Annotated in this window: 25 protein-coding genes, 1 tRNA gene and 2 pseudogenes; 13 read left to right on the forward strand and 15 right to left on the reverse strand. The window is 41.7% G+C overall.

Translation table 11 applies throughout. The annotated features are described in order from the left end of the window. Positions 1–834: 834 nt before the first annotated feature. Positions 835–1,131: pseudogene (locus U1P77_RS08855) on the forward strand (IS1 family transposase); the annotation flags it as partial. A gap of 2 nt (positions 1,132–1,133) precedes the next feature. On the opposite strand, the gene U1P77_RS08860 reads toward U1P77_RS08855, so the two are convergent. Beyond that, positions 1,134–2,015 carry an IS982 family transposase gene (locus U1P77_RS08860; RefSeq protein WP_321154664.1) on the reverse strand — a complete coding sequence of 294 codons (882 nt, stop codon included), beginning with the start codon at positions 2,013–2,015 and terminating at the stop codon, positions 1,134–1,136. 70 nt (positions 2,016–2,085) lie between these two features. On the opposite strand from U1P77_RS08860, the pseudogene U1P77_RS08865 reads away from it, so the two are divergent. After that, positions 2,086–2,523, forward strand: a pseudogene (locus U1P77_RS08865) (IS1 family transposase); the annotation flags it as partial. Positions 2,524–2,927: 404 nt separating this feature from the next. On the opposite strand, the gene U1P77_RS08870 reads toward U1P77_RS08865, so the two are convergent. Next, positions 2,928–3,002 (reverse strand) — tRNA-Gly (locus U1P77_RS08870). Between the two features lie 796 nt (positions 3,003–3,798). Between U1P77_RS08870 and U1P77_RS08875 the strand changes: the two genes are divergently transcribed. The 4 genes from U1P77_RS08875 (at position 3,799) to U1P77_RS08890 (ending at position 6,356) form a co-directional block, all read left to right on the forward strand. Then, complete coding sequence (locus U1P77_RS08875; protein WP_321154665.1) at positions 3,799–4,611, forward strand: M48 family metallopeptidase; 813 nt, start codon at positions 3,799–3,801, stop codon at positions 4,609–4,611. 242 nt (positions 4,612–4,853) lie between these two features. Beyond that, complete coding sequence (locus U1P77_RS08880) at positions 4,854–5,204, forward strand: BolA family protein (protein WP_321154666.1); 351 nt, start codon at positions 4,854–4,856, stop codon at positions 5,202–5,204. Between the two features lie 170 nt (positions 5,205–5,374). After that, positions 5,375–5,734 carry a SirB2 family protein gene (locus U1P77_RS08885; RefSeq protein ID WP_201556440.1) on the forward strand — a complete coding sequence of 120 codons (360 nt, stop codon included), beginning with the start codon at positions 5,375–5,377 and terminating at the stop codon, positions 5,732–5,734. 220 nt (positions 5,735–5,954) lie between these two features. Then, positions 5,955–6,356: a hypothetical protein gene (locus U1P77_RS08890; RefSeq protein ID WP_321154667.1), complete on the forward strand. Its 402-nt coding sequence runs from the start codon at positions 5,955–5,957 to the stop codon at positions 6,354–6,356. 136 nt (positions 6,357–6,492) lie between these two features. On the opposite strand, the gene trxC is transcribed toward U1P77_RS08890, so the two are convergent. From trxC to U1P77_RS08910, 4 genes are all read right to left on the reverse strand, one after another. Further along, positions 6,493–6,936, reverse strand: coding sequence for a thioredoxin TrxC (trxC, locus tag U1P77_RS08895; RefSeq protein WP_321154668.1), 444 nt, complete (start codon positions 6,934–6,936; stop codon positions 6,493–6,495). A gap of 186 nt (positions 6,937–7,122) precedes the next feature. Further along, entirely contained in the window at positions 7,123–7,743 is a 621-nt protein-coding gene (locus U1P77_RS08900; protein WP_321154669.1) for a class I SAM-dependent methyltransferase, read from the reverse strand. A gap of 292 nt (positions 7,744–8,035) precedes the next feature. Continuing rightward, positions 8,036–8,218, reverse strand: a complete 183-nt coding sequence (locus U1P77_RS08905) for a YgaP family membrane protein (RefSeq protein WP_321154670.1) — start codon at positions 8,216–8,218, stop codon at positions 8,036–8,038. 112 nt (positions 8,219–8,330) lie between these two features. Then, positions 8,331–9,203, reverse strand: coding sequence for an MBL fold metallo-hydrolase (locus U1P77_RS08910; protein ID WP_321154671.1), 873 nt, complete (start codon positions 9,201–9,203; stop codon positions 8,331–8,333). 282 nt (positions 9,204–9,485) lie between these two features. Between U1P77_RS08910 and U1P77_RS08915 the strand changes: the two genes are divergently transcribed. From U1P77_RS08915 to U1P77_RS08935, 5 genes are all read left to right on the forward strand, one after another. Beyond that, positions 9,486–9,983: an ArsR/SmtB family transcription factor gene (locus tag U1P77_RS08915; RefSeq protein ID WP_321154672.1), complete on the forward strand. Its 498-nt coding sequence runs from the start codon at positions 9,486–9,488 to the stop codon at positions 9,981–9,983. A gap of 84 nt (positions 9,984–10,067) precedes the next feature. After that, a complete protein-coding gene (locus tag U1P77_RS08920) occupies positions 10,068–11,777 on the forward strand; it encodes a SulP family inorganic anion transporter (RefSeq protein WP_321154673.1) in 1,710 nt (569 codons plus the stop codon). Positions 11,778–11,974: 197 nt separating this feature from the next. Continuing rightward, entirely contained in the window at positions 11,975–12,301 is a 327-nt protein-coding gene (locus U1P77_RS08925; protein ID WP_321154674.1) for a protein tyrosine phosphatase family protein, read from the forward strand. Between the two features lie 221 nt (positions 12,302–12,522). After that, entirely contained in the window at positions 12,523–12,855 is a 333-nt protein-coding gene (locus U1P77_RS08930; RefSeq protein ID WP_321154675.1) for a protein tyrosine phosphatase family protein, read from the forward strand. A 202-nt stretch (positions 12,856–13,057) separates the two neighbouring features. Next, the gene (locus U1P77_RS08935) at positions 13,058–13,903 is read left to right on the forward strand and encodes a bile acid:sodium symporter family protein (protein ID WP_321154676.1); all 846 of its coding nucleotides are present in this window, start codon (positions 13,058–13,060) and stop codon (positions 13,901–13,903) included. 252 nt (positions 13,904–14,155) lie between these two features. Here the strand turns inward: U1P77_RS08935 and ahpF are convergent, their stop codons facing one another. Then, complete coding sequence (ahpF, locus tag U1P77_RS08940; protein WP_321154677.1) at positions 14,156–15,736, reverse strand: alkyl hydroperoxide reductase subunit F; 1,581 nt, start codon at positions 15,734–15,736, stop codon at positions 14,156–14,158. A gap of 514 nt (positions 15,737–16,250) precedes the next feature. Between ahpF and U1P77_RS08945 the strand changes: the two genes are divergently transcribed. Beyond that, a complete protein-coding gene (locus tag U1P77_RS08945) occupies positions 16,251–16,499 on the forward strand; it encodes an HP1242/YdcH family protein (protein WP_321154678.1) in 249 nt (82 codons plus the stop codon). A gap of 175 nt (positions 16,500–16,674) precedes the next feature. Here U1P77_RS08945 and ahpC read toward each other — a convergent pair whose 3' ends face one another. Beyond that, on the reverse strand, positions 16,675–17,241 hold the full coding sequence (ahpC, locus tag U1P77_RS08950) for an alkyl hydroperoxide reductase subunit C (RefSeq protein ID WP_321154679.1): 567 nt from the start codon (positions 17,239–17,241) through the stop codon (positions 16,675–16,677). A 289-nt stretch (positions 17,242–17,530) separates the two neighbouring features. Here ahpC and U1P77_RS08955 point away from each other — a divergent pair, with 289 nt between their 5' ends. Beyond that, complete coding sequence (locus U1P77_RS08955) at positions 17,531–18,442, forward strand: hydrogen peroxide-inducible genes activator (protein ID WP_321154680.1); 912 nt, start codon at positions 17,531–17,533, stop codon at positions 18,440–18,442. A 37-nt stretch (positions 18,443–18,479) separates the two neighbouring features. On the opposite strand, the gene U1P77_RS08960 is transcribed toward U1P77_RS08955, so the two are convergent. From U1P77_RS08960 to U1P77_RS08985, 7 genes are all read right to left on the reverse strand, one after another. Beyond that, complete coding sequence (locus U1P77_RS08960; protein WP_321154681.1) at positions 18,480–19,091, reverse strand: methyltransferase domain-containing protein; 612 nt, start codon at positions 19,089–19,091, stop codon at positions 18,480–18,482. Between the two features lie 158 nt (positions 19,092–19,249). Further along, positions 19,250–19,942 carry a M48 family metallopeptidase gene (locus tag U1P77_RS08965; protein WP_321154682.1) on the reverse strand — a complete coding sequence of 231 codons (693 nt, stop codon included), beginning with the start codon at positions 19,940–19,942 and terminating at the stop codon, positions 19,250–19,252. A 33-nt stretch (positions 19,943–19,975) separates the two neighbouring features. Continuing rightward, positions 19,976–21,652, reverse strand: coding sequence for a DUF1513 domain-containing protein (locus U1P77_RS08970; RefSeq protein ID WP_321154683.1), 1,677 nt, complete (start codon positions 21,650–21,652; stop codon positions 19,976–19,978). A gap of 90 nt (positions 21,653–21,742) precedes the next feature. Beyond that, positions 21,743–22,912, reverse strand: coding sequence for an imelysin family protein (locus U1P77_RS08975; protein ID WP_321154684.1), 1,170 nt, complete (start codon positions 22,910–22,912; stop codon positions 21,743–21,745). A gap of 144 nt (positions 22,913–23,056) precedes the next feature. Beyond that, positions 23,057–24,028 (reverse strand): di-heme oxidoredictase family protein, encoded by a 972-nt coding sequence (locus tag U1P77_RS13585; protein WP_414479003.1) that lies wholly within the window; start codon positions 24,026–24,028, stop codon positions 23,057–23,059. Then, positions 24,009–24,734 carry a di-heme oxidoredictase family protein gene (locus tag U1P77_RS13590; RefSeq protein WP_414479004.1) on the reverse strand — a complete coding sequence of 242 codons (726 nt, stop codon included), beginning with the start codon at positions 24,732–24,734 and terminating at the stop codon, positions 24,009–24,011. The genes U1P77_RS13585 and U1P77_RS13590 overlap by 20 nt, the downstream gene beginning before the upstream one ends. A gap of 347 nt (positions 24,735–25,081) precedes the next feature. Continuing rightward, complete coding sequence (locus tag U1P77_RS08985) at positions 25,082–26,542, reverse strand: imelysin family protein (RefSeq protein ID WP_321154685.1); 1,461 nt, start codon at positions 26,540–26,542, stop codon at positions 25,082–25,084. Positions 26,543–26,768: the final 226 nt, after the last annotated feature.

Here is a 26,768-nt window from a genome sequence, read left to right on the forward strand (position 1 = left end):
ATTAATGTAACGCGCTAACTCTGTGACGAATTCCATTTCGTGCTAGAGGAATGTTGCGACTAATGGGCAAATATAGTAAAGACCTAATAAAGAGTGTAAACATAATTTAATCCATAGTAGCTGCCTTACTTATATACCTCGACTTGGTTAAATTATCTCTTTATTATCTCAAATATTTGTGAGTGAGTTTTTAGGTCAATTTGCAGATCTATGCTAATTGACTTAAAAACATAATTAATTTGAAGTAATTAAGCAGAAATAATTTGTCTTTAACGTTGAAAAACGAATGTTACAGTAGATTACATCTCACAGAAATTTACCCTATTTTTCAAAATTTCTATAATTGAATTAATTTGTACAAGTCACGGCTATGCACCTGGCTATATGCTATAGCAAATACTCTATAATCATTTTAGTATAATCATACTGCACAGAACCAATATAACAATAGTTCTATTATTATACAATACTATATTTCTGATACATTTCTGATATATTTCTGATATATTTCTGCTTGTTACTATCATCTATAAATTAACTTTATTTAGTTTAAATAGGATGTTCACTAGCCTTAAACAGAATTGATTGCTTATTTGAGTTGTCAGAAGTAAAAATTTAATATATTCCCAACATAACGAATATGAAGAATATGAAGAATCACAAAACAAAAAACCTAGGATTATCACAATTAACTCGCTTCGACCATGCCGGAGATTACTTTACTGAAGTCAAGCCGTTAAACTTGACTGGATTAATTTTTTGGTGGTGTATCAAAAAGTATGCTGAGGCATTGAGGAAGGGTGACAGCCGGAGCAAGATGTTATATTTGAGGTTATGAAGACACAAATAAATATCAATTGCCCCGACTGTCACAGCACCAGTTTAAAGAAAAACGGTATAAAAAGCTATGGCAAGCAAAACTACCAATGCAAAGACTGTAAACGTCAATTCATTGGCGACCATGCCATTACTTATCAAGGCTGCCACTCTAAAATAGAGCATAAGATACGACTGATGATTGTACGTGGCTGCGGTGTTAGAGACATCGCCACTATCACCTCTGTCAGTATTGGTAAGATCCTAAGCACCATAGGCTCATCAACCCATAAGATTCTACCAAAGAAACCCCACTCTCAACTTGAAACAAGCAGCTCAAACTGAAGTGGTGGGTTTCCAAGTTGTTTATTGAGCACAAAGCACAGATTATGCGACAGAATCTTACGAATAAATCGATGAGATAGATGCCATAAGTCTTTAGCCCGTACCTTTTGCATATTAAATCGTTCTGACAACTGACCAATCACGGTTTCAACCGTACGGCGGACTTTCATTAACCGTCTTAGTAGGGGTTTGGGTCTGTCATCTTTCATATTACGTCTCAATGGTGTTTGTAGATCTATCCCTTGAGAGTGATAGTAGTCATTGAGCTTAGGGCTGATATACCCTTTATCAGCGCCAAGCAGACCATGAATGTTATCAGTGATATCAGGTGCAACGTCTCTTTCATCAACATTGGCAGGAGCGATAGTAAAACCTTTAATCATGCCCGATAAGTTAATCAGCAGATGACCCTCAAAGCCATAATACTTTTCTTGCTTGGCGGCACAGTAACTGAAAGCGGCATGGTCTTGATAATTCTTATGCCGATAAGCTCGCCCATAATGACAGACAGGTATGGGAAAGCCATCAATGAGATGAATGTTGTCACGGCCTTCTATATCACTGACTTTATCGTGTATCCGTTGTTTGACTTGCCATAGATTGGCGCAGTGCTTAGCAAAGTTAGGGTATGAGCCTATCGCTGGAAACCATGCTTGCCAATGCTGCTTAAAATATTGCCAAATCTGTTTGTCTTGGTCCCTATTTAAAAACTCACCCACCACTTCCATACAAATAATCTCAGGATCACTGAGTTTAGGTGAGTAACCACCCGTTCTTAATGGTTCGGTGACGATTGTTTTGTAGTTATGCTCTACCATTAAATAGATATTGATGATAAATTCTTCTATGGGCATCTCATGACTCCGTTGTATTCTTGGTCGAAAACAATAGATTAATGAGGTGCTCTTCTTTTTTCAATACCTTTCGAAGTTGAGAGTGGGGTCAAAGAAGCATTACTACGAGCGTTTAGAGGTTGATGAGTTCTGGACATACGTGGGTCGCAAGAAACGTAAAGTATGGTTAATCTATGCTTATGACCGTGATACCAATGAGATTGTCGCCCATGTTTGGGGCAAGCGTGATTTAGCCACGGCTAAAAAGCTTCGAGCTCGTCTTAAGAAACTTAAAGTGAGCTATGGCTCAATCAGTATGGATAACTGGGATAGCTTTAAAACTGCCTTTAAAGCAGACCTTAAGCAGATTGGTAAAAGGCATACCGTTGGTATAGAAGGCAATAACTGCCGTTTAAGACACCGATTGAAACGCGCTTTTAGAAAGACCTGTGCTTTTTCTAAGAAGCTTGATAATCATTTTAAGACGTTCAATATGGTGTTCTTTTATATCAACTATGGCTTCGTCTAATGCCAGCATACTTTTTGAAACACCACCAATTTTTTTATAATGCATCGATCCAAACTCAAAAGGAGATACACAACTAATCGCCCTGTGCATGCGCTTATCATTATAGCTTGGATACTACTTTCATCACCCATCTCAAAGAGCTCAAAATTAGCGTTTAGCAAATGGATCTTAGCGTAACCTTTTATCGTAGGTGAAATAGTTAGGTTGAAGTTACTTATACAGTTGGAGCTTTAGAACTTGGGCACAAAATGGTCACATTGCTGTTTTCTATATTTTTTATATATTAGATAATTTTGACAATAAGAGTGATCGCTTAATGCAAAAAACAGCTGTAACCTTTGAAAATTAGACATAAAAAAAGCCTCACAATGAAGTGAGGCTTTAGTGCTTTTGCAAGCCATATTTGGAGCGGGAAAAGAGATTCGAACTCTCGACCCCAACCTTGGCAAGGTTATGCTCTACCACTGAGCTATTCCCGCTTAATCAAGTCGTACTGTGCTGCCATTAAGATACTATTAATAATAAATAGTAATATTGAACAACAACGTCGTCTCGCTCGATAGGCTGGCTATTTTAGCAATTCTGCTGCTGCTGTCAACCTCTTTTTTTAATCTTTATCAGAATCGTCTCTAGATTAAGAATTTTTTTAACCTATTATTTAATGCATGACTTTGATTATATGACCAATTTTACTATTATTTACCCTTTGGATTCTTTTGTACTTATCCGACTGTTTCGTACCTATAGAATATAGGTTAACCTTATTTTATTGATGCTATAACTCTTAAAACCACTTAGGCGCTATTCAACCGCTCTTTTTGAATCGTGAAATTTGAATCATAAAAATATAGAGCTCTAAATTTATCAAACTATTTAACACCTCTACTTATTTTACCTAAATTATTAGTATAATAGTTAATATGAGAGTTACGTAGACCTTACTCTTCACAAGCTCACTTACAATGATGCGTAGTATTGTTACTTTTGTTGCACTGGTTTTATGTGACTATCCTTATTATACTAATAATCTATTTTGAGCCTTATACAATCCTGATTAAAGACAAGTCACTAATAACAGCTTTCTACAGCTTGAGATTATTTAAGTGACTATTATCTAAGTGACCCCTTATTATAGAAAATGATAGGAATCGGCAGTCGATCAATAGATAATTAATAGAATTTTAATCATGTCTTATCTTTTTTATCGATAGCTTTTGCTTTATCTAAACCATTATTTTTTTGTTCAATTTTACTTTTACAGCGAGGATTTTTGTTATGAAAAAATTGCTTACTACTACGGTTATGGCGGCATCGCTATCGGTGCTAAGCCTTACCGGTTGTACCAGTACTACTAATAGTGGTGCGATCGGGGTTGATCGCCAACAGCTGCTACTAGTCTCTAGCGAGCAAGTCTTAGAGATGTCTGCGCAGAGCTACAATAAAAATATCCAACAAGCGCGTGCGAGTGGTGTTCTTGACACTAATAGCGCTCAGCTGAACCGTCTCAAGAATGTTGCAAATCGTTTGGTAGGTCAAGTCGGTGTTTATCGTCCCGATGCCGCAAAATGGAAATGGGAAGTACATACTATTAACTCAAAAGAGCTGAATGCTTTTGTCATGCCCGGTGGCAAAATAATGTTTTATAGTGGCATCGTTGACCGTCTAAACTTAACGGATGATGAGATCGCCGCTATTATGGGTCATGAGATGTCACACGCGCTGCGCGAACACTCGCGCGAACGTCTCTCACGTCAGTATGCCACCCAAACTGGTATCGGTGTTGCAGCTAGCGTCTTTGGTCTATCACAAGGTCAGGCAGATCTTGCAAACTTGGCGGGTGACTTTGGGATTAGCCGTCCACACAGCCGTACCCAAGAAAGCGAAGCGGATCAAATGGGTCTAGAACTGATGGCGCGTGCTGGCTATAATCCACAAGCCGCCATTACCTTATGGCAGAAAATGCAACGTGCCAGCCAAGGTGAGCCACCCCAATTCTTAAGCACTCACCCAACCAGTAGCAACCGTATTGCCCAGTTGCAATCGTTGATGCCCAAAGTGATGCCGCTGTATCAAAGATCACGCCGTTAAGAGCTGCCCTGTAGACCATAAAAAGCAGAGTGCAACCCATCAGTTGCGCTCTGCTTTTTTATATTCTTTAATCCTATAATCTTTAATCCGATAACCCCTGTTTGGTTTACACGCATTTGATGGGTGTCGCAGCGTTTTCTCTATGTCAGTTCACGTCTGCTACAATGGTGCCAACAACTTCTTTGTTTACTATTAGCTATCATCCTAACTATTTTCCTAGTTATTACCCCATAAGGATCGCCATGAGCCATTCTAACGCCACTTCTCATTCTACTCCGACTGCTGTTGCTCTTAAAGAAGCCCTACAAGCTTTGCAGCCGCAACATCTTACCTTAGTCAATGAATCAATGAATCATGCCGGCTATTTTGAAGGTAAGGAAAGCCATTTTAAGCTTACTATCGTCAGTGACGCTTTTACCAGTAAGCGCTTGGTGGGACGCCATCAGATGATTTATGAGTTGGTAACCGCACTACTAACCTCACAAGGCGGCAATGTGCATGCCTTGGCAATCCACGCCTACGCTCCGCAAGAATGGCAAGGACAAGGACAGAGTCCTGATAGTCCATTATGTGCGGGTCAAAATGCAGGTTGAAACTATCTGAAATTAATGAGCAATTTACTATAGTTCAGATAGACCTCTGTACTTATGTTTACACTTATAAAGTCCTATCCAGCCAGCAATTATTTCTTTTTCTGCGTATACTCAACACCATATTCTAGTCTACGGACTACAACAGTAAACGGTAAAAGGAACGTCATTTCATGAAACACTTACACATGTTGATGGCAGCACTAGTAATTGTGTTGTTTTTATACCAAAGCTATTTGGTCTTAAGCACTAATAAACGCGCACCGCGTGTGGTAAAAATCTCTACTCATGTCGTCTATGCATGGCTCATTTTCTCAGGTGCTTGGATGTTAGTGCAACTGATGGGTGCCAATGCACCAGTACAGTGGGTGTTTGCTAAGATTATATTACTTATTGCTGCCATTAGCGCTAGCATTAAAGCGTTTAGTCCCAATGCCACTCGAGAAGAAAGTAAGGTTGGCCTTATCATCGCTGCGGTCGCTTATGTTGGTATCTTAATCTTGGCGTTTGTGAAGCCCGATAACTTATTCTAACCTCTATTCCAAAACTAGGCCGTGTTGATATTTAGTAACTCTTTAGCATCGTTTTTGTCGCTTAAATGGCGTTTTATTACCGTGATTGGTTTATTTTTGCTATCTTAAATAAACACACTATCTTTTCAAGTAGATATCACGCCTTTTTCAACTGAGAAAGCACCTTGTTTTTCAATAAGTGTTTTTCAATAGAGAAATACCTTAGCCTCACGGAGTCATTATGAAAACTCTTACTACAGCAACGTTATTGGCAGCGGCCGGCGTATTTGGTCTCTCAGGTTGCGCCTCTACAGGTAGTTTAACACCGCAATACGTGCCACCAAGTACTTATCAAAACTATGATTGCCAAGCACTGAGCCAAGAATACGTGCGAGTAAATCGCTACGTTGACGCCACTCGTAATGAGCAGTCGACTTTGTCCACCTCAGGTGTGGGTGTGGGCGTATCTGCAGGCCGTTGGGGCATCTCCCCGAATATTAGCTTTGGCGTAGGCAAAAGCAACGATACCAAAAGTCGTGATGCTAAGCTGTCACGGCTTTACGGTGAACGTGATGCGATTATTCAATCAGCACGTATCCAGCGCTGTAGCTTTGCCAATGGCATTAAAATTTACGGTGAGTAATGTTAAATAGAACATATTTTATTCCATAAAATTTCAGTTTAAAAAAGCCAATACGCGATAAACGTATTGGCTTTTTTTATGACTCACTTTAGGTAGTTTACTTTGGCTCAAAAAATACTTAGGTTAACAAAGACTGCTATTGCAAGCTTTGCACCCACTGTGCAATTTGGTTGCTTGGTAGCGCGCCCGACTGACGTGCAACTTCCTTGCCATTTCTAAAGGCTACCATCGTCGGTAGACTACGGATATTATAAGGCGCAGCGGCTTGCTCATACTTATCAGTCTGTATCTTAGCAAATATCACTTGCGGCAATTGACTGGCCGCGGTTTTAAATTCCGGTGCCATCATTAGACAAGGCTGACACCAGCTCGCCCAAAAATCTACGATGGTTAACACATCATTTTTTTGAATGACTTTACTGACTGTTTGCGCATTTAGCTCATGAGGACTGCCGGTTAATAACGGCTTACCACATTTACCGCAATTGGGTGACGCACTTAAACGAGTAGCTGGCACATGATTGGTCGCTTGGCAATGTGGACATACCACATGACACCCTGGTAGCTTCTCTTCACTCATATTATGACTCCTATACTAACGATGACAGTCTTGTTTTTTTGATAGGTTTGCTTGATAGATAATCTTGCTTAATAGATTTACCTAATAGATAGTAATGTTTGCTATTAACTTCCTGTTGCTCAATCCGCGCAGTCGTTCGCCCTTTACCGAATGTTTGGCGAAAGAGCCGGAGAGTGGCTTCCGTGTCTAGACTGCTTGCTGCGCCCAACCACTGTATACATAAGTCATCGGCCGTGGCCCGGGCAAATACTCTGTGCTCAGCTCTTCGACGATGAAACCACCTTCTTCGATAAGCGCTGGAATGTCACGGTTCAGATAACAGCCACCCGCCATAGGTTTCCACAAAGGTGTTAATCGATGTTGCCAACGCTCGACCGAGGGGTCCGGTGCTAAGCCGTGTTCACAGAATAACAGCCGACCTCTAGGCTTGAGCACACGTTTCATTTCTTGAAGTGCCGATATAGGGTCGTTGATGCTGCATAGGGTAAAAGTCATGACAATGGTGTCGAAGCGATCTGTCTCAGCATCAATACCATGCACATCAACGGCCACTATCTCAACGGGGATACTGATAGCGTCCGCTCGCCTGCGTCCGAGGGCCTGCATCTGGGCGGCTGGGTCAACACCAACAACAGAAGACACCTTTTTTGGGTCGTAAAACTGCAAATTGAGACCACTGCCGATTCCAATTTCTAGTACCTCTCCTGTCGCCTGAGGTACGATTTTGGATCGTGCCTTCATCACATTACCCATGCCACAGGCAATATCGATCATTTTTGGCAATACATAGCGCTCGTATGGATTCATTGCTTTCTCCATTTATCGTAATTGGACGCTGCACTTAGACTTTTAACTGGCACGCGATTGGTTGCTTGGCAATACGAGCATACCACGTAATAGCTTTGTAGCTTTATGATACCTTTGTAGCTTCTCTTCCCTCATATTAGGACTGCTATAGTCGATTCAAAATAAAAAAGAGTCATTTATAGCAACGTGCTACTAACTTCCTATTAGCATTACTTATCAAAGTCAGTATTTTCACATTACTTATGTCGCTCAGTAATGGTCTTTTTTATTAACTAATACTATTACCAGCTACTTAGCGTTTACAGGTGTTCATACCTAACATCGCATAAAGTGGGCAAAAACGGAATAGTCCCGTCAATAAAGGAATCAGACCGACCACGCCCCACCAGCTTTCATAATAAACACCCACTCCAATAATGATTATACCGGCGATAATACGTAGTAATCTTTCAGTGTTTCCGACATTAATTTTCATAACTGATTCCTTAATCTCAATCGCTTAATGCGAATAGGGTAAATAGATAAGTCAGTCATGTCTTTACAACATAGACCAACATTCTTAAAAGTAGTGATCGTGCTTTGCTTACTTATTGTCCAAGGACGTTAATGGGTACTTTTAAATAACGAGTACCATTGTCTTCAGGCTCAGGAAGATGACCGGCATCAATGTTGACTTGTACCGCGGGAATAATGAGCCGAGGCATCTCAAGCGTAGCATCACGGCGCTCACGCATCTCTACAAACTCAGCTTCGTTGATGCCATCTTTGACATGAATATTGCCTAGTTTTTGCGCAGCTACAGTGGTGGTTGGACAATACTTGCGGCCTTGACTGGGATAGTCGTGACATAAATACATCACGGTATCATCGTCAAGCGCCAGTAATTTTTTGATTGAGCCATACAAGGTCTTGGCATCCCCACCTGGAAAATCACAACGGGCAGTTCCTACGTCAGGGGCAAATAAGGTATCGCCCACGAAGACCGCTGTTTTTTCATCATCAGCGGCGATGTAAGCCATATCGGCTGGCGTATGCCCGGGCACATGCATGGCAGTAATGGTAATCTTACCAAGTGCTAGAGTGTCACCCTCGTCCGTTAAAATATCAAACTGACTGGCATCGGTACGAAAGCTAGTATCAAAGTTATAAATTTGCTTGAATATTTTTTGTACTTCAGTGATATGTCGCCCCATTACTAGCTCACCGCCTAACGTCTCTTTTAGATGGATAGCCCCTGATAAATGGTCGGCATGGGCGTGGGTCTCAATAATATAAACCAGCTGCCAGTTCTGACTACGAACAAAATCAATAACCTCATCAACGCCAGTCGTGCCCGTGCTACCTGACTTAGGATCAAAATCTAATACAGGATCGATAACGGCGCATAATTTCTGCTCTACGTCCGCCAATACGTGAGTATAAGTCTCTGTATCGCTATGTAGGAAAGAATGTACTTGCATGGCTGCCTCGCTACTGTCTAATAATTGGTTTGATAGGTGACTTAATTTTCAACTATATCTATCGGTTATATAAAGCGTCTAATCTGTATTTAGTCTTCTGTTGTCTTTTAACTGATGTCTCTTAACTATTATTAATATAACAACACCCTAATAATTTATCAATTTATATAATGTAAATAACAATAACTTGATATAATGGGTTAAATAATTGATAATTAACCCTGCATTAATCTTTGAATATTTTATTTATTTTTAAATGATGTATTGTCACAGCACGCTACTATGTTGAATGCTAAAATGACCGTAGTCAATACATCTACCCCTATCGTGACCACGGTCGCCGCCCTATACCTTTATAAGGAGCCTACTCTGAAGACTTCTACCCGTTCAACTCATCACACCGATAACAATGCAAATAGCAATGTAGGTCACAGTACAGATAAATTAGATTCAAATACTCCCGATTTTGCACCGATTGATTTAGCCAAACAAATGCAAGAGGCATCATTACAAGCCAGCAAGCTATTAAAATCGCTGTCGCACCCTGATCGATTAATATTGTTATGCCAGCTGACCCAAGGTGAATACTGCGTCGGTGAGCTCGAAACCCTAGTTGGGGTCGGACAGCCGAGCTTATCGCAGCAGCTGGGCATTTTACGTAAAGACCAGCTGGTAACTACCCGCCGAGAAGGTAAGCAGATTTATTATAGTATTGCTAGTGACGATGCTTTAGCCGTATTACAGCTGCTGTATCAACGCTTTTGTGCTAAAACAGAGTAATAACAGCTTAGCCGTAATTTTTAGTAATAATTAATATGACGCTATTGTTCAATGTGATGCTTTTTAATACGATGATAAGTTGATATGCATTCTATCGCCGCTCGTCTGATTCCCGCTTGGCTGCGCCACTATCAGCTTGCCGCCTTACCGACTGACGTGATCGCGGGGCTGGTAGTAGGCGCGCTAGTCATCCCGCAAAGCTTAGGCTACGCGGTATTGGCAGGATTGCCTCCTGTTTATGGTTTATATGCCGCGATTGTGCCTGTCATCGTTTATGCGTGGCTTGGCTCTAGCAATGTGCAAGCAGTCGGACCGGTTGCCATTACTGCCATCATGACTGCCAGCGCCTTACTTGATTATGCAGATCAAGGCGCCGAGCAGTATGTGTTGATGGCCAGCCTACTCGCGTTGATGGTCGGGGCGCTGTTATGGATTGCTGGACGATTAAAACTCGGCTGGATTATGCAATTTATCAGCCGCGGGGTTTCGGCAGGATTTATTAGTGGCGCAGCCGTCTTAATTTTTGTCAGTCAGCTTAAATATCTAACGGATATTCCAATAGCGGGCAACAGCTTAGTCGGTTATTTATCAAGTATGCAGATGTACGTACGCCAGCTACACCTACCAACATTACTCATTGGTGTGAGTGCCTTTGCGCTATTAGCTATGAACCGCTACGGTAGCAGATGGGTATGGCAGTCGTGGTTATCGCCATCATATGCTAAGTGGGCAGAACGGCTATTTCCGCTTATCCTACTTGGCATCGCGATTGTCCTTAGTATGATATTGCATTGGTCGACGTATGGGGTGGCAACCATCGGTAGTATTCCGCAAGGGCTACCAAGCTTAACGCTGCCTTATGTGCCGGACTTTCACGAAGCACTCAACCTATTACCTACCGCTGGTCTTATGGCATTGATTATCTTTGTCTCAAGCAGTTCAGTCGCTAGCACTTATGCCCGCCTACGCGGTGAGACCTTTGATGCCAACCGTGAACTGACAGGATTAGGTCTGGCTAACCTTGCCGGTGGCTTATTTCAAAGCTTTACAGTCGCTGGTGGATTTTCGCGTACGGCTATTAATGCCGATTCAGGGGCAAAGACCCCGCTTGCCAGTCTAGTGACCGTACTGGTAATGGTCATCGCCTTGATAGCATTTGGCAATGCGCTTGCTCCGCTACCCTATGCTATTTTGGGCGCAACCATTATGGCCTCTATTATTGGTCTAATAGATATAGCGACCTTAAAATCAGCATGGCAGCGTGACCGCTTAGATGCTGCCAGCTTTATAGCAGCGTTCGCTGGGGTCCTTGTATTTGGGCTTAATACGGGGCTGGTTATTGGCTTGATGGTGTCATTTGCCAGTTTAATTTGGCAATCCAGTCAGCCACACGTAGCCATCGTTGGACAACTGGCAGGTACAGGACATTTTCGCAATATCAATCGTCATGATGTGGTGACTTTTCATAATTTATTGATGTTACGTATCGATGAGAGTTTGTTCTTTGGCAATAGCGAGTCCGTCCATCGCCGTGTATTACAAGCCACGCAACAATATCCAGAAGCTCGTGAAATCATCATCATCATGGCAGCAGTCAACCATATCGATCTGACCGCACAAGAAATGTTAAGTACGCTGAATCAAGAGCTTGCTATTCAAAACAAGCACTTAAACTTTAGTTTTATCAAAGGGCCAGTGATGGATATCATAGAATACACCCCACTGATTACTGAGCTGTCAGGACAGGTTTATCTAAGTACTATGGATGCGGTCAATGCGTTACAAGAGCGTTAGCTGCCCTAAACAGACAATGGCTATTGCTGTCTGCCACAAAATACCGTTATGATAGGCTGTTGTTGTGTTAACGGGCTGTCATGATAAATATGTCATAATAAATATGCCACGATAAATACGAATTTGACAATGCCTATGCAACACCAATGCAACTTGTCCCCTTTTAAGTTCTCTAACGAAAGCAACCGACATTATTTATGACTGATAATCTAACGATTTATAAGCAAATTTACCCAATACAATGCTCTAAACTCGCTGAGCTTGGCTATCGCTCAGTGATTAATATACGTCCAGATGACGAAACTGATACTCAACCCAGCAGCCATGAGCTAGCTACTGCCACCAAGCAAGCAAATTTGGCCTATCATCATCTACCTTTTGATGATGAGCATCTAAGCCTTGTCACCGTTGAGCAGTTTGCGCTCTATTATCATGCGATACCCAAACCTATATTGATGTTTTGTGGTACGGGTGCACGTGCTAAATTACTTTATCAAAGCGCTTTGATGCAAGGGCTGTTATAAAACCATCTTTCTATAAAAATATGACAGTCAAAGCTCTACTTACATTCCCTGTCTTTAAAAATAAGCTTAATCGGCCTAGGCTTGGGCATCGTCAAAGTTAGCATCAATTGTGCTAACTACTTTACGCAAACGATAGGTTTGTTAGTTACTAACACTCAAGTTAATAGCCCTCAAGTTAATACCACTTACTTTAAATGAATAACTCTAAAAAAGGAGCTCTTATGAGCCATGAAATCAGTATTACTGGACAAATTACCCCTGACCAAGTTCCTATGATTGCCGAAAATGGTTTTAAAGCTATCATCAATAACCGTCCCGATGGCGAAGAAGCTGGACAACCAACTAGCGCTGAGATTGCGGCGGCGGCTGAAAAGGCAGGCCTTGCTTATAAAGAAGTGTCTTTTGCGGGCAATGAGCTAAACCAAACTCACGTAGAAGAGTTTGCTGACTTTTTTAACCAAGCAGAACAGCCAGTATTGATATTTTGCCGAACTGGTAATCGCTCAACGGGTATCTATGAAGCGGCGAAGCAAATGGACCTGTTGGACGACTGATAAATTAGCTGTCTTATATGCTATTGATACTTAGATGCTTAAATAATTAGATACTTAGGCAATTGAACCCACATAAACATGTGGGTTTTTATAGCATCTGAGATCATATTTTAGATCATATTTAAAATTATATCGCCACAAGGAATGTGAGCTACTTGAAAAGACATTCTAATATGACTTTCAATTTTACAAGGAATGTTTCATGAGTAATAATGCGCTAGCTTTACTTCCTCTAGCACTTGCCTACATTATGTTTACCTTAGGGACAGGGCTAAAACCCAGTGATTTTAAGGTTATCGCCAATCACCCCAAAGCATTTTTTATAGGCTTAGTGAACCAAGTCATTTTCGTACCTTTGGTTGCCTTAGCAGTAGTGTTGATGACGGCTCCGCCACCAGCCATTGCCTTTGGTATCATGCTGATTAGTTTTTGCCCAGGCGGCGTGACTAGTAATATGCTGACCTATTATGCCAAAGGTAATGTGGCGCTCACTGGCGTGGTTAGTCTATTATCGGTTATTACTTTACCTATCTTGATCACTCTAGCTTTTAACCACTTCATGAAAGACCAAGCGGGCTCTATTAGTGCCGTAAAAATCGGCGTAGTGATGTTTTTATTGACGGCTCTGCCCGTTACCCTCGGTATGCTCGCTCGCTATAAGTTCACCGATTTTATGGTACGTAGGAGCGGTATTCTTAATGGCTTAGCCAGTATCTTTTTTGTATTGATCGTCTTTGCGGCTATTGCTTCTAACTGGCAGTTGCTACAATCACAGTTCACCCAAATTGGGCTAGAGCTAGTCTTTATCATTATGATCTTATTTGCTTTGAGCATGCTGGTTTCTAGAGTGTTTAAGCTTAGCTGGTTTGATACCAAAACGATCTCAATAGAGACCAGTGTTCAAAACAGCACTACTGCGATTACCTTAGCTCCTATTATTATGGGAGTAAGTACTTTGCCAGTCATTGCCCTACCCGCTGCTTTATATGGCGTGTTGATGTATGTTATTACGCTCCCCATTATTTTTCTAATTAGGAATAAGAACTGATTATAGGGGATATAAAAAAACCACCTCAAAAAATGAGATGGTTTTTTTGTTAAAGATAAGACGATTTAATGAGTCAAATTGGTTTAGGCTTATTGCATAACCAAGTATTCAAAAGCACTCAAAGCAGCCTTACTACCTTCGCCATGAGAGCCGTGTAAACTTCTTACATAAGCAGGCATGTCAATTTTAGGCTCGCAAGGGAATTTCTTTAAATAGAAATTCCGATGGGCTTAGAGACATTTAACTTAACCTCTACTGCATTACCAAATACTCAAACGCTGATAATGCCGCTTTCGAGCCTTCGCCCATAGCAATATTGATCTGCTTAAAAGGCACAGTGGTCACGTCACCACAAGCGAAGATACCTTTGCGATCGGTATGGCAGCGCTCGTCAATCTCAATCTCACCAAAGCGGTTCATATCAACGAAGCCTTTGACAAAGTTAGTATTAGGTATTAAGCCAATCTGAATAAATACTGCTGCCAAGTCCAGTTCTTTAGTCTCGCCCGAATTACGATCTTCATAAACGATAGAGCTTACTTTGTCATCAGTCGCTTTAATCTCTTTAGTCGCTGCACTGGTGATAATATCGATATTACCTTTTTCTTTGGCTTTATTAATCAATATTTGATCAGCTTTTAGATTGTCAGCAAATTCAAACACTGTGACATGTTTGACAATACCGGATAGGTCGATTGCCGCCTCAATACCTGAGTTACCGCCACCGATGACTGACACGTCCTTACCTTTAAAGAACGGACCATCACAGTGTGGGCAGTAGGCCACGCCTTTACCGATGTTTTCTTCTTCGCCCGGTACACCAAGTTTACGCCATTGAGCGCCGGTCGCTAGGATAATACTGCGACTCTCAAACACTTCACCAGTACTCAAATGGATACTATAGTTTCCTTCTTCAGTCTCACCAATTTCTTTGACACTAACATGCTGTTTTAAGGTGATATTGTATTCGTGCATATGCTTTTCGAAATTTGTTGTCAATTCAGTACCCGTAGTTAATGGCACTGAGATTAAGTTTTCAATATCTTGAGTATCTTTCACCTGCCCACCAATACGGTCAGCAACCATAGTCACTTTTAAGCCTTTACGAGCAGTATAAATAGCTGCAGCAATCCCTGCAGGTCCTGCACCAATAATGGTCACATCTTGTTGCTCTAACTGTTCAGCATCTTCTGCACTGCCACCTGCTAACAAATCAGGGAACTGCTCTTGTAATTTTCCAATTAGTTTGGCCGTATCAATCATACCATTAGCGAATGGTTTACCATTTAAGAATACAGCGGGTACGCCTTGGATATTGTTGGCATCTACTTGCTCTTGGAATAGAGCGCCATCAATCATCTCATTGCTGATACCGTCATTTAATAGCGCAAATTGGTTTAGCGCTTGCACCACTTCTGGGCAGCTATGGCAAGATAATGACACATAGGTTTGAAACTGTAATGGCTTATTAAAACGCTTAACCAGTTTTTGAATACCCTCGTCAAGTTTTAAGGTATGACCACCGGCCTGCAAAATCGCCAAAATCAGCGAAGTAAATTCATGACCACCAGGAATACCACTAAACACGATACCCGTATCGGTTAATGCGCCGTCAATATGACTACGAACCGCAAAGCTAATTGGGCTTGGTAAGCTGTCATCATTGGCTGCCGCATCAAAGTTAATTTTATCTGTGGTGTCTGCGATTTTAGTTAAGAAATCAATCAGTTCGGCACGCTTATCATGTTCACCGCTGCCTAATACAAAGGTAATAGGGCGAGTCATCTTCTCACTGTAGCTTTTAACTGCATCTAACAAGCCTTGGTCTATCATAATTGTTCCTCATTATTATTGAATATGTAACGTCAGCACTGTTTTTAGACTTAGGCTGATTATATAAATATTAAGAGTCAGTACCAGTTAATAAATTTAAAAGTGCTTTAACAACGGTGTGTGTGACTTTGAATACGTCTATTATCGGGCGTTTCAGCATTTTGAGCAAGCTGAGAAATCCGAATTCTATGTTTTATAAAACCAATCGTACAACAGTAATCGTTTTGCATTTTAAACCTAAGTACAGATATTAACCGTAGTATAAGCTCGATTATTTCGCTACAATCGAGAATAGGTCATAAGTCTAATCGCTTATTTTCCTAATGATAATCTCATCTTTATGATGAGTGATATCATTTCCTCTTAATAAAATTTTATTTTCATAACAACAGCCTTCTAACAGCAAGCCTTATAACAATAGGGCTTCATAATAAATAAGTTTCATAATCATAATCCGTCTTAACCACAACGCGTTAGTGTTTGAGTGCTTTCGCTAAATAACAAGGATGACAACATGACAATGACTGATAAATGGCAAGAAGATAACGAAATAATCGCTGAGTTAAAACAAAAAGACGTCCATTTCGAAAGTATCTTTGATGAACACACTCAACTTGATCGACAAATTAATAAGCTTGAAAATGATGTGGTCAAACATGCCAGTCGTGACGAAGAAATCGAAAAAATGAAGCGGCGGAAGCTCCAGCTTAAAGACGATATTTGTAAAATAATTGATAAAAATAAAATTCAGTCTCGCGCCTAACCGTCCGTTCTTTGCGGTTTTTGGTAGGCAACCTTTATAAATACTAAAAACTACAAGACATAAAAAGACCCCATCAACCATTGTTGATGGGGTCTTTTTTAAGTCATTATTTAATATATTTATTGCGACATATTAAACTTTGTACCTATTAATCATTATTTATCTAAGCAAATACTTAGATTTTACCAACAAGGTCAAGGCTTGGTTTTAGAGTCGCTTGACCGGCTTCCCAAGCTGCTGGGCACACTTCGCCGTCGTTTTCACGTACATATTGTGCTGCTTTTACTTTACGAAGTATATCTTTTGCACTACGACCAATACCTAGATCATGAATCTCAGCAACTTTAATCAGACCATCTGGATCAACTAGGAACGTACCACGAAGGGCAGCGTTGTCTTCTTCGATCATGATGTTAAAACCACGGGTTATTTTACCAGTACCGTCGCCAAGCATTGGGTAAGTTACTTTGCCAATCGCTTCTGAAGAATCATGCCATGCTTTATGCACGAAATGAGTATCAGTTGATACTGCATATACTTCAACGCCTAAGCCTTGTAGCTCTTCGTAATGATTGGCCATGTCTTCAAGTTCTGTTGGGCATACAAACGTGAAATCATGTGGATAGAACATGAAGATTGCCCAGCTGCCTTTAACGTCGTCTGAAGTAATGGTTTTGAATTCACCGTTTACGAAAGCTTCTGTTGAGAATTCTGGAATTTCTTGGTTAATAATAGCGGCCATGATTGGCTCCTTTATCGTTAAATTGATTGGTGATTATTTATCTGATCGTTTTAATTAAGCCTTTAGTTAACTGGGCCACCTGACAAACTATACGTGAATTCTATGGTTAATCCAGTTAAAAGATTTTAATGTGATGTTTTGTTTTATTAAACTTGTTAAACTATTCTAACGGTTGTTTTTCAACCTGTCACTATTCGTAAACTACCTTAGTAGTTGAGAAGTACATAAAATTGATAACTATCAAAATTATATTAGAAACCAATTAAAAGTCAATCAAAAGAGAGCCTTTATGATTACCTTACGTCAACTCGAATTTGCCTTAGCCGTCGCCAAACACCGCCATTTTAAACGTGCTGCGGAAGACTGTAATATCTCACAATCGGCACTTAGTTTAGGGATAGCAGAGTTAGAGAAGCAGCTGGATACCCAGATTTTTGAGCGTAACAATAAGCAAGTATTGATTACCCCTATTGGACAAGATATTCTGACGCGGGCGCAACGAGTCTTTTCTGAGATCAATGATTTGACCACCCGCGCTCAAAGTCATCAAATACCGCTTACCTACCCGATGACCGTCGGTATCATTCCAACTATTGCCCCTTACCTACTGCCAAAAGTACTGCCAGCGCTTCGCACCCACTATCCAGAATTTCGTATGACCATTGTTGAGCAGCAAACGGAACGCTTGCTCGAACAAGTACGTTACGGTCATATTGACACTGCCATTATTGCTCTACCTTATGCGGTAGATGGGCTACATAGTTTTGAGTTTTGGGATGAAGACTTCTTTGCAGTATTTCCACAAGATGATGTTCATGCCAAGCTCGATACCATCAATTCCGATGAGTTAGCGACTGCTAATTTGATGCTACTCGGTGAAGGTCACTGTCTAACGGATCAAACGCTATCGGTCTGTCATTTCGATCGTGAGCAGATGAAGTCTAGCTTTTCAGATGCCAGCTTAAATACTTTAATTCAGATGGCATTGGCTAATATGGGCACCACATTGGTACCGGAGATGGCTCTAAACCAGCTACATCTACAAAACCAAAATGCCGTCGCCGTAACCTTGGCAGAGAAAGGGCCGCATCGGCATATTGCTTTTGTCACTCGTCTAAATTACGCTCGTGTTGATGATGTGAATCTACTCGGTGATGTGTTTAAAAAAGCGCTTGAAAATGATGCCAAAACTGCTGATTAGTGATTTAGTGTAGATAGCATAACTAACTGCTCGCTATTTAATGCTGACGTTGGTTATGCATCATAACAAACAACTCACTACCTTGGCGTGCGGGATGCGAATTATAGCAAGGCTCCATTATCTCAATATCAAAATATGGGGCAAAATGCTGGCGGTATTCATTCGTACTGCCACCAAACGGGGGCTCGGCGCGCCCAAAATTCTTATCAAATAACAGCCCAACCAGTCTGCCTTTAGGCTTAAGTAGCGCAGCCATTTGCTTTACATAATCATCACGGCGTATAGGATCTATCGCACAAAAAAAGGTCTGCTCAAGTACCCAGTCAAATTGATAATTGCTCGGTGATAAATCGAAAAAATCTGCGCATATCAAATGCTCAGGTGGAAAGCTTGGATAACGCTCAGCAAAGGCTTTAATCGGTGCAGGGGCAAAATCTACTAACGTAACGTTGGTAAATCCTTGCTCATGTAAGTAGCCAACCTCATAGGCATTGCCAGCCCCAGCTACTAGAATTGCCTGATTCTTAGCAGACTCAGGCAACTGATCAATATAAGCTTTAAGTGGCGGTGATATCTCGCCCATGTCCCAGTTGATACTATCCTGCTCATAACGCTGCTGCCAAAATTCCGCTTGATTAACGCTGTCCATACGTTACCCTTCCTTTATATGCGACTAGGTCATTTAAACGTTACGCCTAGCAATATTTATAAATTATCTATCATATCAGTATTTCGAGACGTTTTGTATCGAAATAATCCATTTAATATAAAATTGACTTACTTTATCCAGCCAAGCCTAAACTCAATCTAGACCTTGTTATCGATTACTCCTAATTTGCCCGCCAGCATATCATGCCATTGTCGGTATTCTGGCATCGCCGTCGCTACTGTTTGCCAAAATGCGCGGCTATGGTTGGCATGATGTAGATGACATAACTCATGGACAATCACATATTCTGTGCATTCTATAGGATAGGCAGGAAGGTGAACTGATAGCCAAATACGACCAGCGCGCGTATTACAACTGCCCCATCGCGTGTGCATTTTTTTAATCCGCATCTCGCGAGCTTCGGCACCAACAATCGGTTGCCACTTATCAAATAATGCTGGCATAACGATGGATAATTGCTGCCGATAATAGGCGATTTTTTCATTGTCATTAAGTATAAAAGATTGTGACTCGCCCCATAACATGATGGCAGTAGACACTGTTGGTGAACCAGATGATGGACTATGTCTCTGTCTGCGTTTATGCTGCTCTAGAACTTGGTCATGACATGCTAATGCCCATGACACCCGCTTAGTAACCGCTTGTGCGACTTGAAGCGCATTGATAGATAAAGGTATTGATACCCTTAATTGATAAGGCTTGAGGCGAAAATTGATATTTTTAACGTGCTTTGGAGTAATTTGTAAGGTGATGCCAGCTTGAGCAAGACATTGCGCGGCACTTTCTAATAAGGGATGAACGTACTTTTGTGGCAGGCTCAAGGGTTCCATAGATTATTTGCTACCTTTATCATTACGCTCTCACTATAAAGCTTGCAAGTGATTGTCAAAAGACATCGTATGTAGCTTGCTGTCTTTAGTCACACGCTGGTTCGACTGTTTTTCGCTATCTAAAGCAGTTGTCTTTAACCCAGTTGCATTTAAGCCAGTCACTCGCAAAGTAGTCAATTGACCTAGACCATCACTAATAATAAAACCAGCTTGCTTACCACTATCTGTATTTTTACCAGTTTCAATGTTGTCAAAGTTAAGGTCTTTATTTTTAGGATCACTATTTTTATTGTGATTGGCTTTAGGGTAATTGGTTTGAGTATTATAACTCTCACTACTGCGTAACACAGATGCCCCTGCACAGTCCGGTAAACTCATATCGCTAATAAGCTTGCGGGTGTTTAAGTCATACACTACCGCACAGCCCCCAAACGGTGTGGTCACACACAATAAGTTGTGTTGGCTGTCAACGACGACACTGGCAATATACTGATGAAAGCGTTGCCATTGATTGTCTGGCATGATTAAAGGACTAAAGTCGATATCACCACGATTATGGGTCAGTACTAAAGGAGCATTGATATGCTTCTCGCCTTGAAATTGGATGCCAATCATCACTGTTCCGTCATTATGGACGGCTAAATGACGCACGCTCATTTGATTGTGCTTAGGAAAAACTTGTTCAAGAAGCTGGCCGTCTTGGCGGTTAATATAAACCAATGAGGGATGCATAGTATCTAAGTTCAACTCCTCGCGTGAGGCTCGTTCGGTCTTAATACCACCATTAGCAATAATTAATGTCTCACCATCAGGGTACATAATAAGCTCATGTGGCCCAATACCATGCGAGTCAAATTCAGCGACTTTTTTATAGTCACAACTGACATCATAGATACCAATTTTACCTGCTAAACTTACAGTATCATTTTCAGTCACATAGAGTAATTGACCGTCTAGGTTATAGCAGGCATGACCATAAAAATGTCTATCAGTAGCTGATTTAATAGCATGCTTTACTTGTCCTGTAGCCGTATCTAATACCCAAAACCCTTCGCTTGGACGTCGACCCATGACCACGACATCGCGGCAAGCAGCCTTCTTATTGCCATTACTGATTGGATTACCGGCTTTATCAGCATCAGGCTGCACGACAATATCATGAACGCGCTCTGGCATAGTAGTCTGCCAGACAATCTGGCGATCGGCATCAATCCCCACCACACCAAAACCATTATCGCTACCATTATCATCTGTAGTCGCAGCCGCTTGAGGCATGGACGCTACCCCGCTGACCCAACATACGGGACGTGCCAGCATGGTAGTAGTGTGTATGGCTAACAGCTTAGCTGTAGCCTCGTCAGCATCAGTTTTATCCTTATGATAGTTAGGATAGCTTTTATTAGAATAACTGCCATTCGGATAGCTTTGATAAGCCTGTATAGCTTGCTGACCAACATACTTTAAGCGATTAAGATGCTCAGAACGCGATAAATCATTCAGCTGTGCATTAATATTAGAATGCGCGTGGTTCAACCCAGTCAAATAATCTTGCAAACGCGCCTCTGGTTGCTGCTGCTTACGATAGCGATGATGTAGCCCAACTAAAGCCGTTGTGCCTATCAAAGTTCCTAAAGTAGTGCCAAGCGCAGTTAATGCTGAAGCGGTCAGCAGCTCATAGGTAGTACGCTTATCCATAGTACGCTTATCCATAGTATTAAGACCTTTAGTTGCTATAGCTTTTATCTGCTTGTCGATCACTTAATAATTATTATTCGATATCGGTCATCCAATACCAACTATTTAATCGCCATCAGTACTGTTAAAGCCCACACGAACGCCTAATGTCGGAATCAATTGGCGCTTAATCAGCCGCGTGACGGTCGTTAGATGATCATACAACGCTTGCTGTGTTGCCTTGTCTGCGGTTGCTAAGTCTTCCGGCATCTGTGCTAGCAAGGTGGTCGTTTCAGCAAGTGCAGTCGATAGATTATTACCAATTTCACTCTTGCTGTTACTACTAAGCATGGCCGTTAGTACCGGATCAGTAAGTGCTTTATTTAAAGTGGCTAATTTAGTATTGATAATGGCGCGACTTTGCCCAGCAGTTGTTGCTGGCAGATGACCTTTCGCTTTGCCAGTCAGACCTAGCGGCTGATCTATCGCAATATTTTTCATATTCTCAATCGATGACAGCAGGGAGTTAAACCATTGGTTTAATCCTTGATCGCTATCTGCGGTTTGATTGATAACCAATAAATCTGTCGCATTCTTTTGCCAATCGTTTTCAATATCTTTTAGGCGTGTGCTTAGTGCGCTACTGGCGCTAATAACATAGGCACATTGACCAGCGTCTAGACTATCATTACCGTATAGCGCTTCCTCTAAGCCGGGTACACCTTGAACAATAGCGCTTTGGTTGGCCAGCTGCTTAGGCGTCAGTGTGGGATTGGCAGCGATGAGCTCAGCGACACCGCTATGCACCAAGCCGCGCTCGTCTGGATAGTAGTTAATATATAGATTGCTCATGCTGGCGGTCGCTGGACCAAAATCGATTATCTCTGCGCTGGCCCATACTTGGGCTAAAACTAACCACTGAGCGCGTAATGCTTGTAACTCATCACCGCTAACAGGCGCTTTCTGACAGTGTTTTTGTGCTAAATCATGTAGCACTTCACTTTGTTTCGCTGCGTCCGCATAAGCTGGAATGATCATAGTATCGGTAACGTGGGTCAGATACCTTTTCTCAGTCGCAGGTCTAATATCTACCGGAGTGATAACAGTATTTTGCTCACTACTATTGCTTTCATTAGCGGCTGCATTGTTAGTATCATTGGTCGCTGTAGACTCTTGCGCAACCGTTTGGCTGTCATTATCAGCCGCTTTATTGTCATCAGCAGGTTTAACACAGCTGATTAGTAAACCAGCACTCAGTGCGGATAACGCCATAGCTAAAGCGTGGTTCTTTTTCATAAGTTTCTCGGTATTGTCTCAATGTTTGCATCAATTAGTAAATGAGGTGGCTAATCTCATCAATGTGTTTAGCGATATGTTTATCGATTGATCATGAATCTGTCTTAATAGTAAGTCTGTCTCAATAGTGAATCTGTCCCGCTATTACAATGACTTTAAAAAGGCATTGAGTTCAGCCCGACCTTGCTTGTCCAGTTTTAGCACTTTTTGTTGCTGCTTAGCGGCTTCCCCACCATGCCACAATACTGCTTCCATCAAAGTACGAGCGCGTCCATCATGCAAAAAGGTAGCTTGAGGATCAACGGTTTGCGCCAAGCCAATACCCCATAGTGCCGGCGTACGCCATTCATAAGAGTTGGCTAAAAATTCCACTTGTGCGTCTTTTGGCGGTAGCTTGCCCGCGATAGTACGATCCGCTAAGTCATCGCCCATATCATGTAGCAGCAAATCAGTATAAGGATAAATCACTTGTCCATGCTGCTCAATATGATCGTCATTAGTCTTTGGCAGCTGATATCTTGGGGTATGGCAACTTTGGCAACCCATATCATAAAAACGCTTTTTACCGGCTAATACCATTGCATCATCAGCATTACGTCGATTTGGGACTGCTAAATTACGAGTATAAAACTCTACGAACTTAGCGATTTCATCATTCACTTCAACGGGTGGCTTACCGTTGCCTTGCTCATCGGCACCAGTCGTCGCATTCATACAAGCCGTTTGCGCGGGCATACAAGACTCATGAGGCCGAATATTTGAGGTCAGACCCATGTCTTCACTAAAGGCGCTTTGGTTTTGAGTAATCAGTTTCGTTTGGCCCGCCTTCCAGCCAAAGCGGCCCAGTGCGTGCTTGCCTGTTTGTGGGTCCATGACCCAATTAAACTTACCGCGGATACTGTTTGCATTTTTATCAGCATTTTTATTGTTGCTGACCGCTTGTTTTTTGATGTCTTCATCAGGAATTTGCTCCAGTAAACCAAGTCCAATCATCGGTAGTGCAATACGCGGTGACACCATCAGCTCATCATCAAAGGCACCATAGCCAGGTTTGGTCAAATTAAAGGTCGGCGCACGCAAGGTTTCAGTATAACCATCAGCAAAAGTGACCGGCATAACCATCAGCAAAAGTGACCGGCTTATCCGTCCACTGCACTGCAATTCGCGCTTCCGCCGGTACGCCCTGAATGCCACGATCTTGCAGTTGACCACCATATACTGGATGAGCGACTTTTTCTATCAGCGAGCTTTGTAATTGCTGACGCTGCTCATCCGTGGTTGCTGGCATAGCAAGACGAATCAATAAACTATCCGCATCATCTTCAGTATTCATTGGAGCATGACCACGTCCGTCTTTCACATGACACGACTGACAAGCCGCAACGTTAAAGAGCCCCCCGAGTCCATCACGGCTATCAGTGCTGGCAGGGGCCATCACCCACGGTTGGCTAAAAAAGGCATTGCCAATAAAGAAATCCCCCTTTCGCGAGGCAGTCAGATTTGAGGAAGGTTTAGAATAACTCTCAGCGCTGGTAACGGTAACGCCCGTATCGCCGCCCTGCTTAATCTCTTGCGGATCAAAGGTGGCTAGTCGTTGCATCGGTACGCCAGCCAGTGCTTCAATGGTTTGTGTGCGCTCAGCTGATGGCGCTTGAATTTGTTTGGTATCCGTCACACTGTCTGACGGTTGACAGGCACTTACGGATAACGCACACAGCACGCTTAGCGCAAGCTTGAAGGGCGCCATACGTAGTGTTGAAAGGGGATGAAAAGAAGCAGTTAGTATCGCTTTGGTGGCGTTCATAGCTTTCATGGTGTTCATAAAGAATTACCTTAGCTCTAATATAGAACTATTAAAATCGCATGCTATAAAGTTTTTCACTTTTAGTCGATACACCAGAGCTATCTATGCCCTGAGCTATCAGGCTATTTTAATATGGTATAAAAAACACGCTGCCAACCATTATTGACAACGTGCATATTATACCTAAGTTTTACTGACATGAAAATCATTCTCATTAGACTGATATGACTCATTAGGCATTCAAATTTAGTACAGACTAGATACCATAGAACCGATCTTATACCGCCAAGCCTATAGTTGTTAGATAACAAACAGTCGCTAGATAACAAATAGCCTTCAGATAATAAAAAATCAGCTTAAGACTGTTAGCCAGCATCGGCATCTAGGTTGTCAATACCGACCGCTTTTGCCGCATTCTCAATCCCAGAAGTTAGCTCTTGCAAGCTAGTGATACCGTTCTCAATCCAGCCGCGACGAATATTTTGTTCTTTAGCAGAGATACCTTTCTCACTTACTTGTCCGACGGTAGCGATCATTTGATCGACCTTGATATTTTCTTTTTCGCCTTTGGCAACGATTATATTAAAGGCATCTTCTACTTTTTTAAAGTCCGCAGCAAGTTTGTCAGCAGCGTCTTTATGGTTAGTATCTATCAAATAGTTATTGATACCATAGCCACCGACTGATTTACCAGCGACCGTTTTATAGCTACCTTTAAAAACATTTTGAATACCAAGGGCATTATTAGCGTAGCTTAAATGAGTCAAATCACTAAAGCACTCATGCTCATCTTCTGTTGAACCCGTAACAAAGGCGACTTGCATACGCTGAGAAGCCAACTCTCCTAATGCTAAGCTACCCATTTGATACATAATTTGGTGCAGGCCGTTATTATCTTTACGCGCCAACATATCGCTACGCAAGGTATTTTCACTTTCAGGCTGCCACTCAGCTTCCATTGCGGCTAAATCATCAACCAACAATTGGGTAACTGCTTTTAGATACTGACCGCGACGATTACAAACACTCGCATCTGTATTTACACTTTCACCGCTGGTACATTGACCGGCCTCATTGGTAGAGTTAGTGATATAGTCGCTGACTGGACGATTACCAGCACCTTCGGCAACGCCATTGGTGTCTTGACCCCATAACAAAAACTCAATCGCATGATAACCGGTAGTGACATTGGATTCGCTGCCACCAATTTCATTCATTTCTGCCAATAGCTCAGGAGTAATGGTTTTGGTATCTTGCTTCGAGCTACTAACGGTGATGCTATCACTATTGATAATATTATCTCTGCTATTATACTCGCCCGCATAGCTGTCATCGACGTAATCGATTAATGCCTCGTCAAGTGGCCATGCATTCACTTGTGCTTCCCAAGCATCAATGCTGCTAATAGCACGTTTGTCATCAGCGGTGACAAAACCTTCGTCAAAACGAAAAGTTTCAGTTTGCGAATACGGTTGACGCGCTGCTTTATAAGCCGCTTTTGCCGCATCAAGGTTCGCTTGTGTGGGCGTATCTACATAGGCATCCACTGCTGTTTGCAGTATTTTAGTGGTGTCTAATGAGTCCTTATAAGCGGCGTGTACGATGTCTACATGGCTTAGAACCAATCTATCGATACTGGCCTGTTCAGCAGTTGACTTTTGGACACTATCACCAGCTTTGTCAGTTTGAACGGCTGTTTGCGTATCGGTGGCGACAGTGTCCTCGGCAGTCTGCTTAGTGCAACCTGTCATCATTAATAATCCTGCAAGTGCAGCAGCTAAAGTAGTAGGTAGAATCTTGCGGCTCGTCACTGTGGTGATATTCATACGCGTCCTCAGAGGAATTATCAAACAAAAAAAAGCAAAAAAAAGACAAAGAAGCAGTCAATAGCTATATAATATTTAGGCCGATACAAATTATAATGTTATTGATAACTATTATCAATTCCTAAATTAACTCTCTTCTATTAAATATTTAATCTGATTTATCGTTAGTACTAGCTGAATTGCTCTATATTTTCACTTTGCTATTATTTTGGCTTCTTATCGTTTT

The organism is Psychrobacter sp. LV10R520-6 (assembly GCF_900182925.1).
GTDB lineage: Bacteria > Pseudomonadota > Gammaproteobacteria > Pseudomonadales > Moraxellaceae > Psychrobacter.

Coding starts and splice junctions, on each gene's coding strand:
- U1P77_RS08890 (WP_321154667.1), top strand. CDS start 5,955: ATGAAAACTCTTACTACAGCAACGTTATTGGCAGCGGCCGGCGTATTT.
- U1P77_RS08880 (WP_321154666.1), top strand. CDS start 4,854: ATGAGCCATTCTAACGCCACTTCTCATTCTACTCCGACTGCTGTTGCT.
- U1P77_RS08860 (WP_321154664.1), bottom strand. CDS start 2,015: ATGCCCATAGAAGAATTTATCATCAATATCTATTTAATGGTAGAGCAT.
- U1P77_RS08905 (WP_321154670.1), bottom strand. CDS start 8,218: ATGAAAATTAATGTCGGAAACACTGAAAGATTACTACGTATTATCGCC.
- U1P77_RS08955 (WP_321154680.1), top strand. CDS start 17,531: ATGATTACCTTACGTCAACTCGAATTTGCCTTAGCCGTCGCCAAACAC.
- trxC (WP_321154668.1), bottom strand. CDS start 6,936: ATGAGTGAAGAGAAGCTACCAGGGTGTCATGTGGTATGTCCACATTGC.
- U1P77_RS08930 (WP_321154675.1), top strand. CDS start 12,523: ATGAGCCATGAAATCAGTATTACTGGACAAATTACCCCTGACCAAGTT.
- U1P77_RS08945 (WP_321154678.1), top strand. CDS start 16,251: ATGACAATGACTGATAAATGGCAAGAAGATAACGAAATAATCGCTGAG.
- U1P77_RS08925 (WP_321154674.1), top strand. CDS start 11,975: ATGACTGATAATCTAACGATTTATAAGCAAATTTACCCAATACAATGC.
- U1P77_RS08920 (WP_321154673.1), top strand. CDS start 10,068: ATGCATTCTATCGCCGCTCGTCTGATTCCCGCTTGGCTGCGCCACTAT.
- U1P77_RS13585 (WP_414479003.1), bottom strand. CDS start 24,028: ATGCCGGTCACTTTTGCTGATGGTTATACTGAAACCTTGCGTGCGCCG.
- U1P77_RS08975 (WP_321154684.1), bottom strand. CDS start 22,912: ATGAAAAAGAACCACGCTTTAGCTATGGCGTTATCCGCACTGAGTGCT.
- U1P77_RS08985 (WP_321154685.1), bottom strand. CDS start 26,542: ATGAATATCACCACAGTGACGAGCCGCAAGATTCTACCTACTACTTTA.
- U1P77_RS08915 (WP_321154672.1), top strand. CDS start 9,486: ATGTTGAATGCTAAAATGACCGTAGTCAATACATCTACCCCTATCGTG.
- ahpC (WP_321154679.1), bottom strand. CDS start 17,241: ATGGCCGCTATTATTAACCAAGAAATTCCAGAATTCTCAACAGAAGCT.
- U1P77_RS08900 (WP_321154669.1), bottom strand. CDS start 7,743: ATGAATCCATACGAGCGCTATGTATTGCCAAAAATGATCGATATTGCC.
- U1P77_RS08965 (WP_321154682.1), bottom strand. CDS start 19,942: ATGGAACCCTTGAGCCTGCCACAAAAGTACGTTCATCCCTTATTAGAA.
- U1P77_RS08935 (WP_321154676.1), top strand. CDS start 13,058: ATGAGTAATAATGCGCTAGCTTTACTTCCTCTAGCACTTGCCTACATT.
- ahpF (WP_321154677.1), bottom strand. CDS start 15,736: ATGATAGACCAAGGCTTGTTAGATGCAGTTAAAAGCTACAGTGAGAAG.
- U1P77_RS08960 (WP_321154681.1), bottom strand. CDS start 19,091: ATGGACAGCGTTAATCAAGCGGAATTTTGGCAGCAGCGTTATGAGCAG.
- U1P77_RS08970 (WP_321154683.1), bottom strand. CDS start 21,652: ATGGATAAGCGTACTATGGATAAGCGTACTACCTATGAGCTGCTGACC.
- U1P77_RS13590 (WP_414479004.1), bottom strand. CDS start 24,734: ATGAACACCATGAAAGCTATGAACGCCACCAAAGCGATACTAACTGCT.
- U1P77_RS08875 (WP_321154665.1), top strand. CDS start 3,799: ATGAAAAAATTGCTTACTACTACGGTTATGGCGGCATCGCTATCGGTG.
- U1P77_RS08910 (WP_321154671.1), bottom strand. CDS start 9,203: ATGCAAGTACATTCTTTCCTACATAGCGATACAGAGACTTATACTCAC.
- U1P77_RS08885 (WP_201556440.1), top strand. CDS start 5,375: ATGAAACACTTACACATGTTGATGGCAGCACTAGTAATTGTGTTGTTT.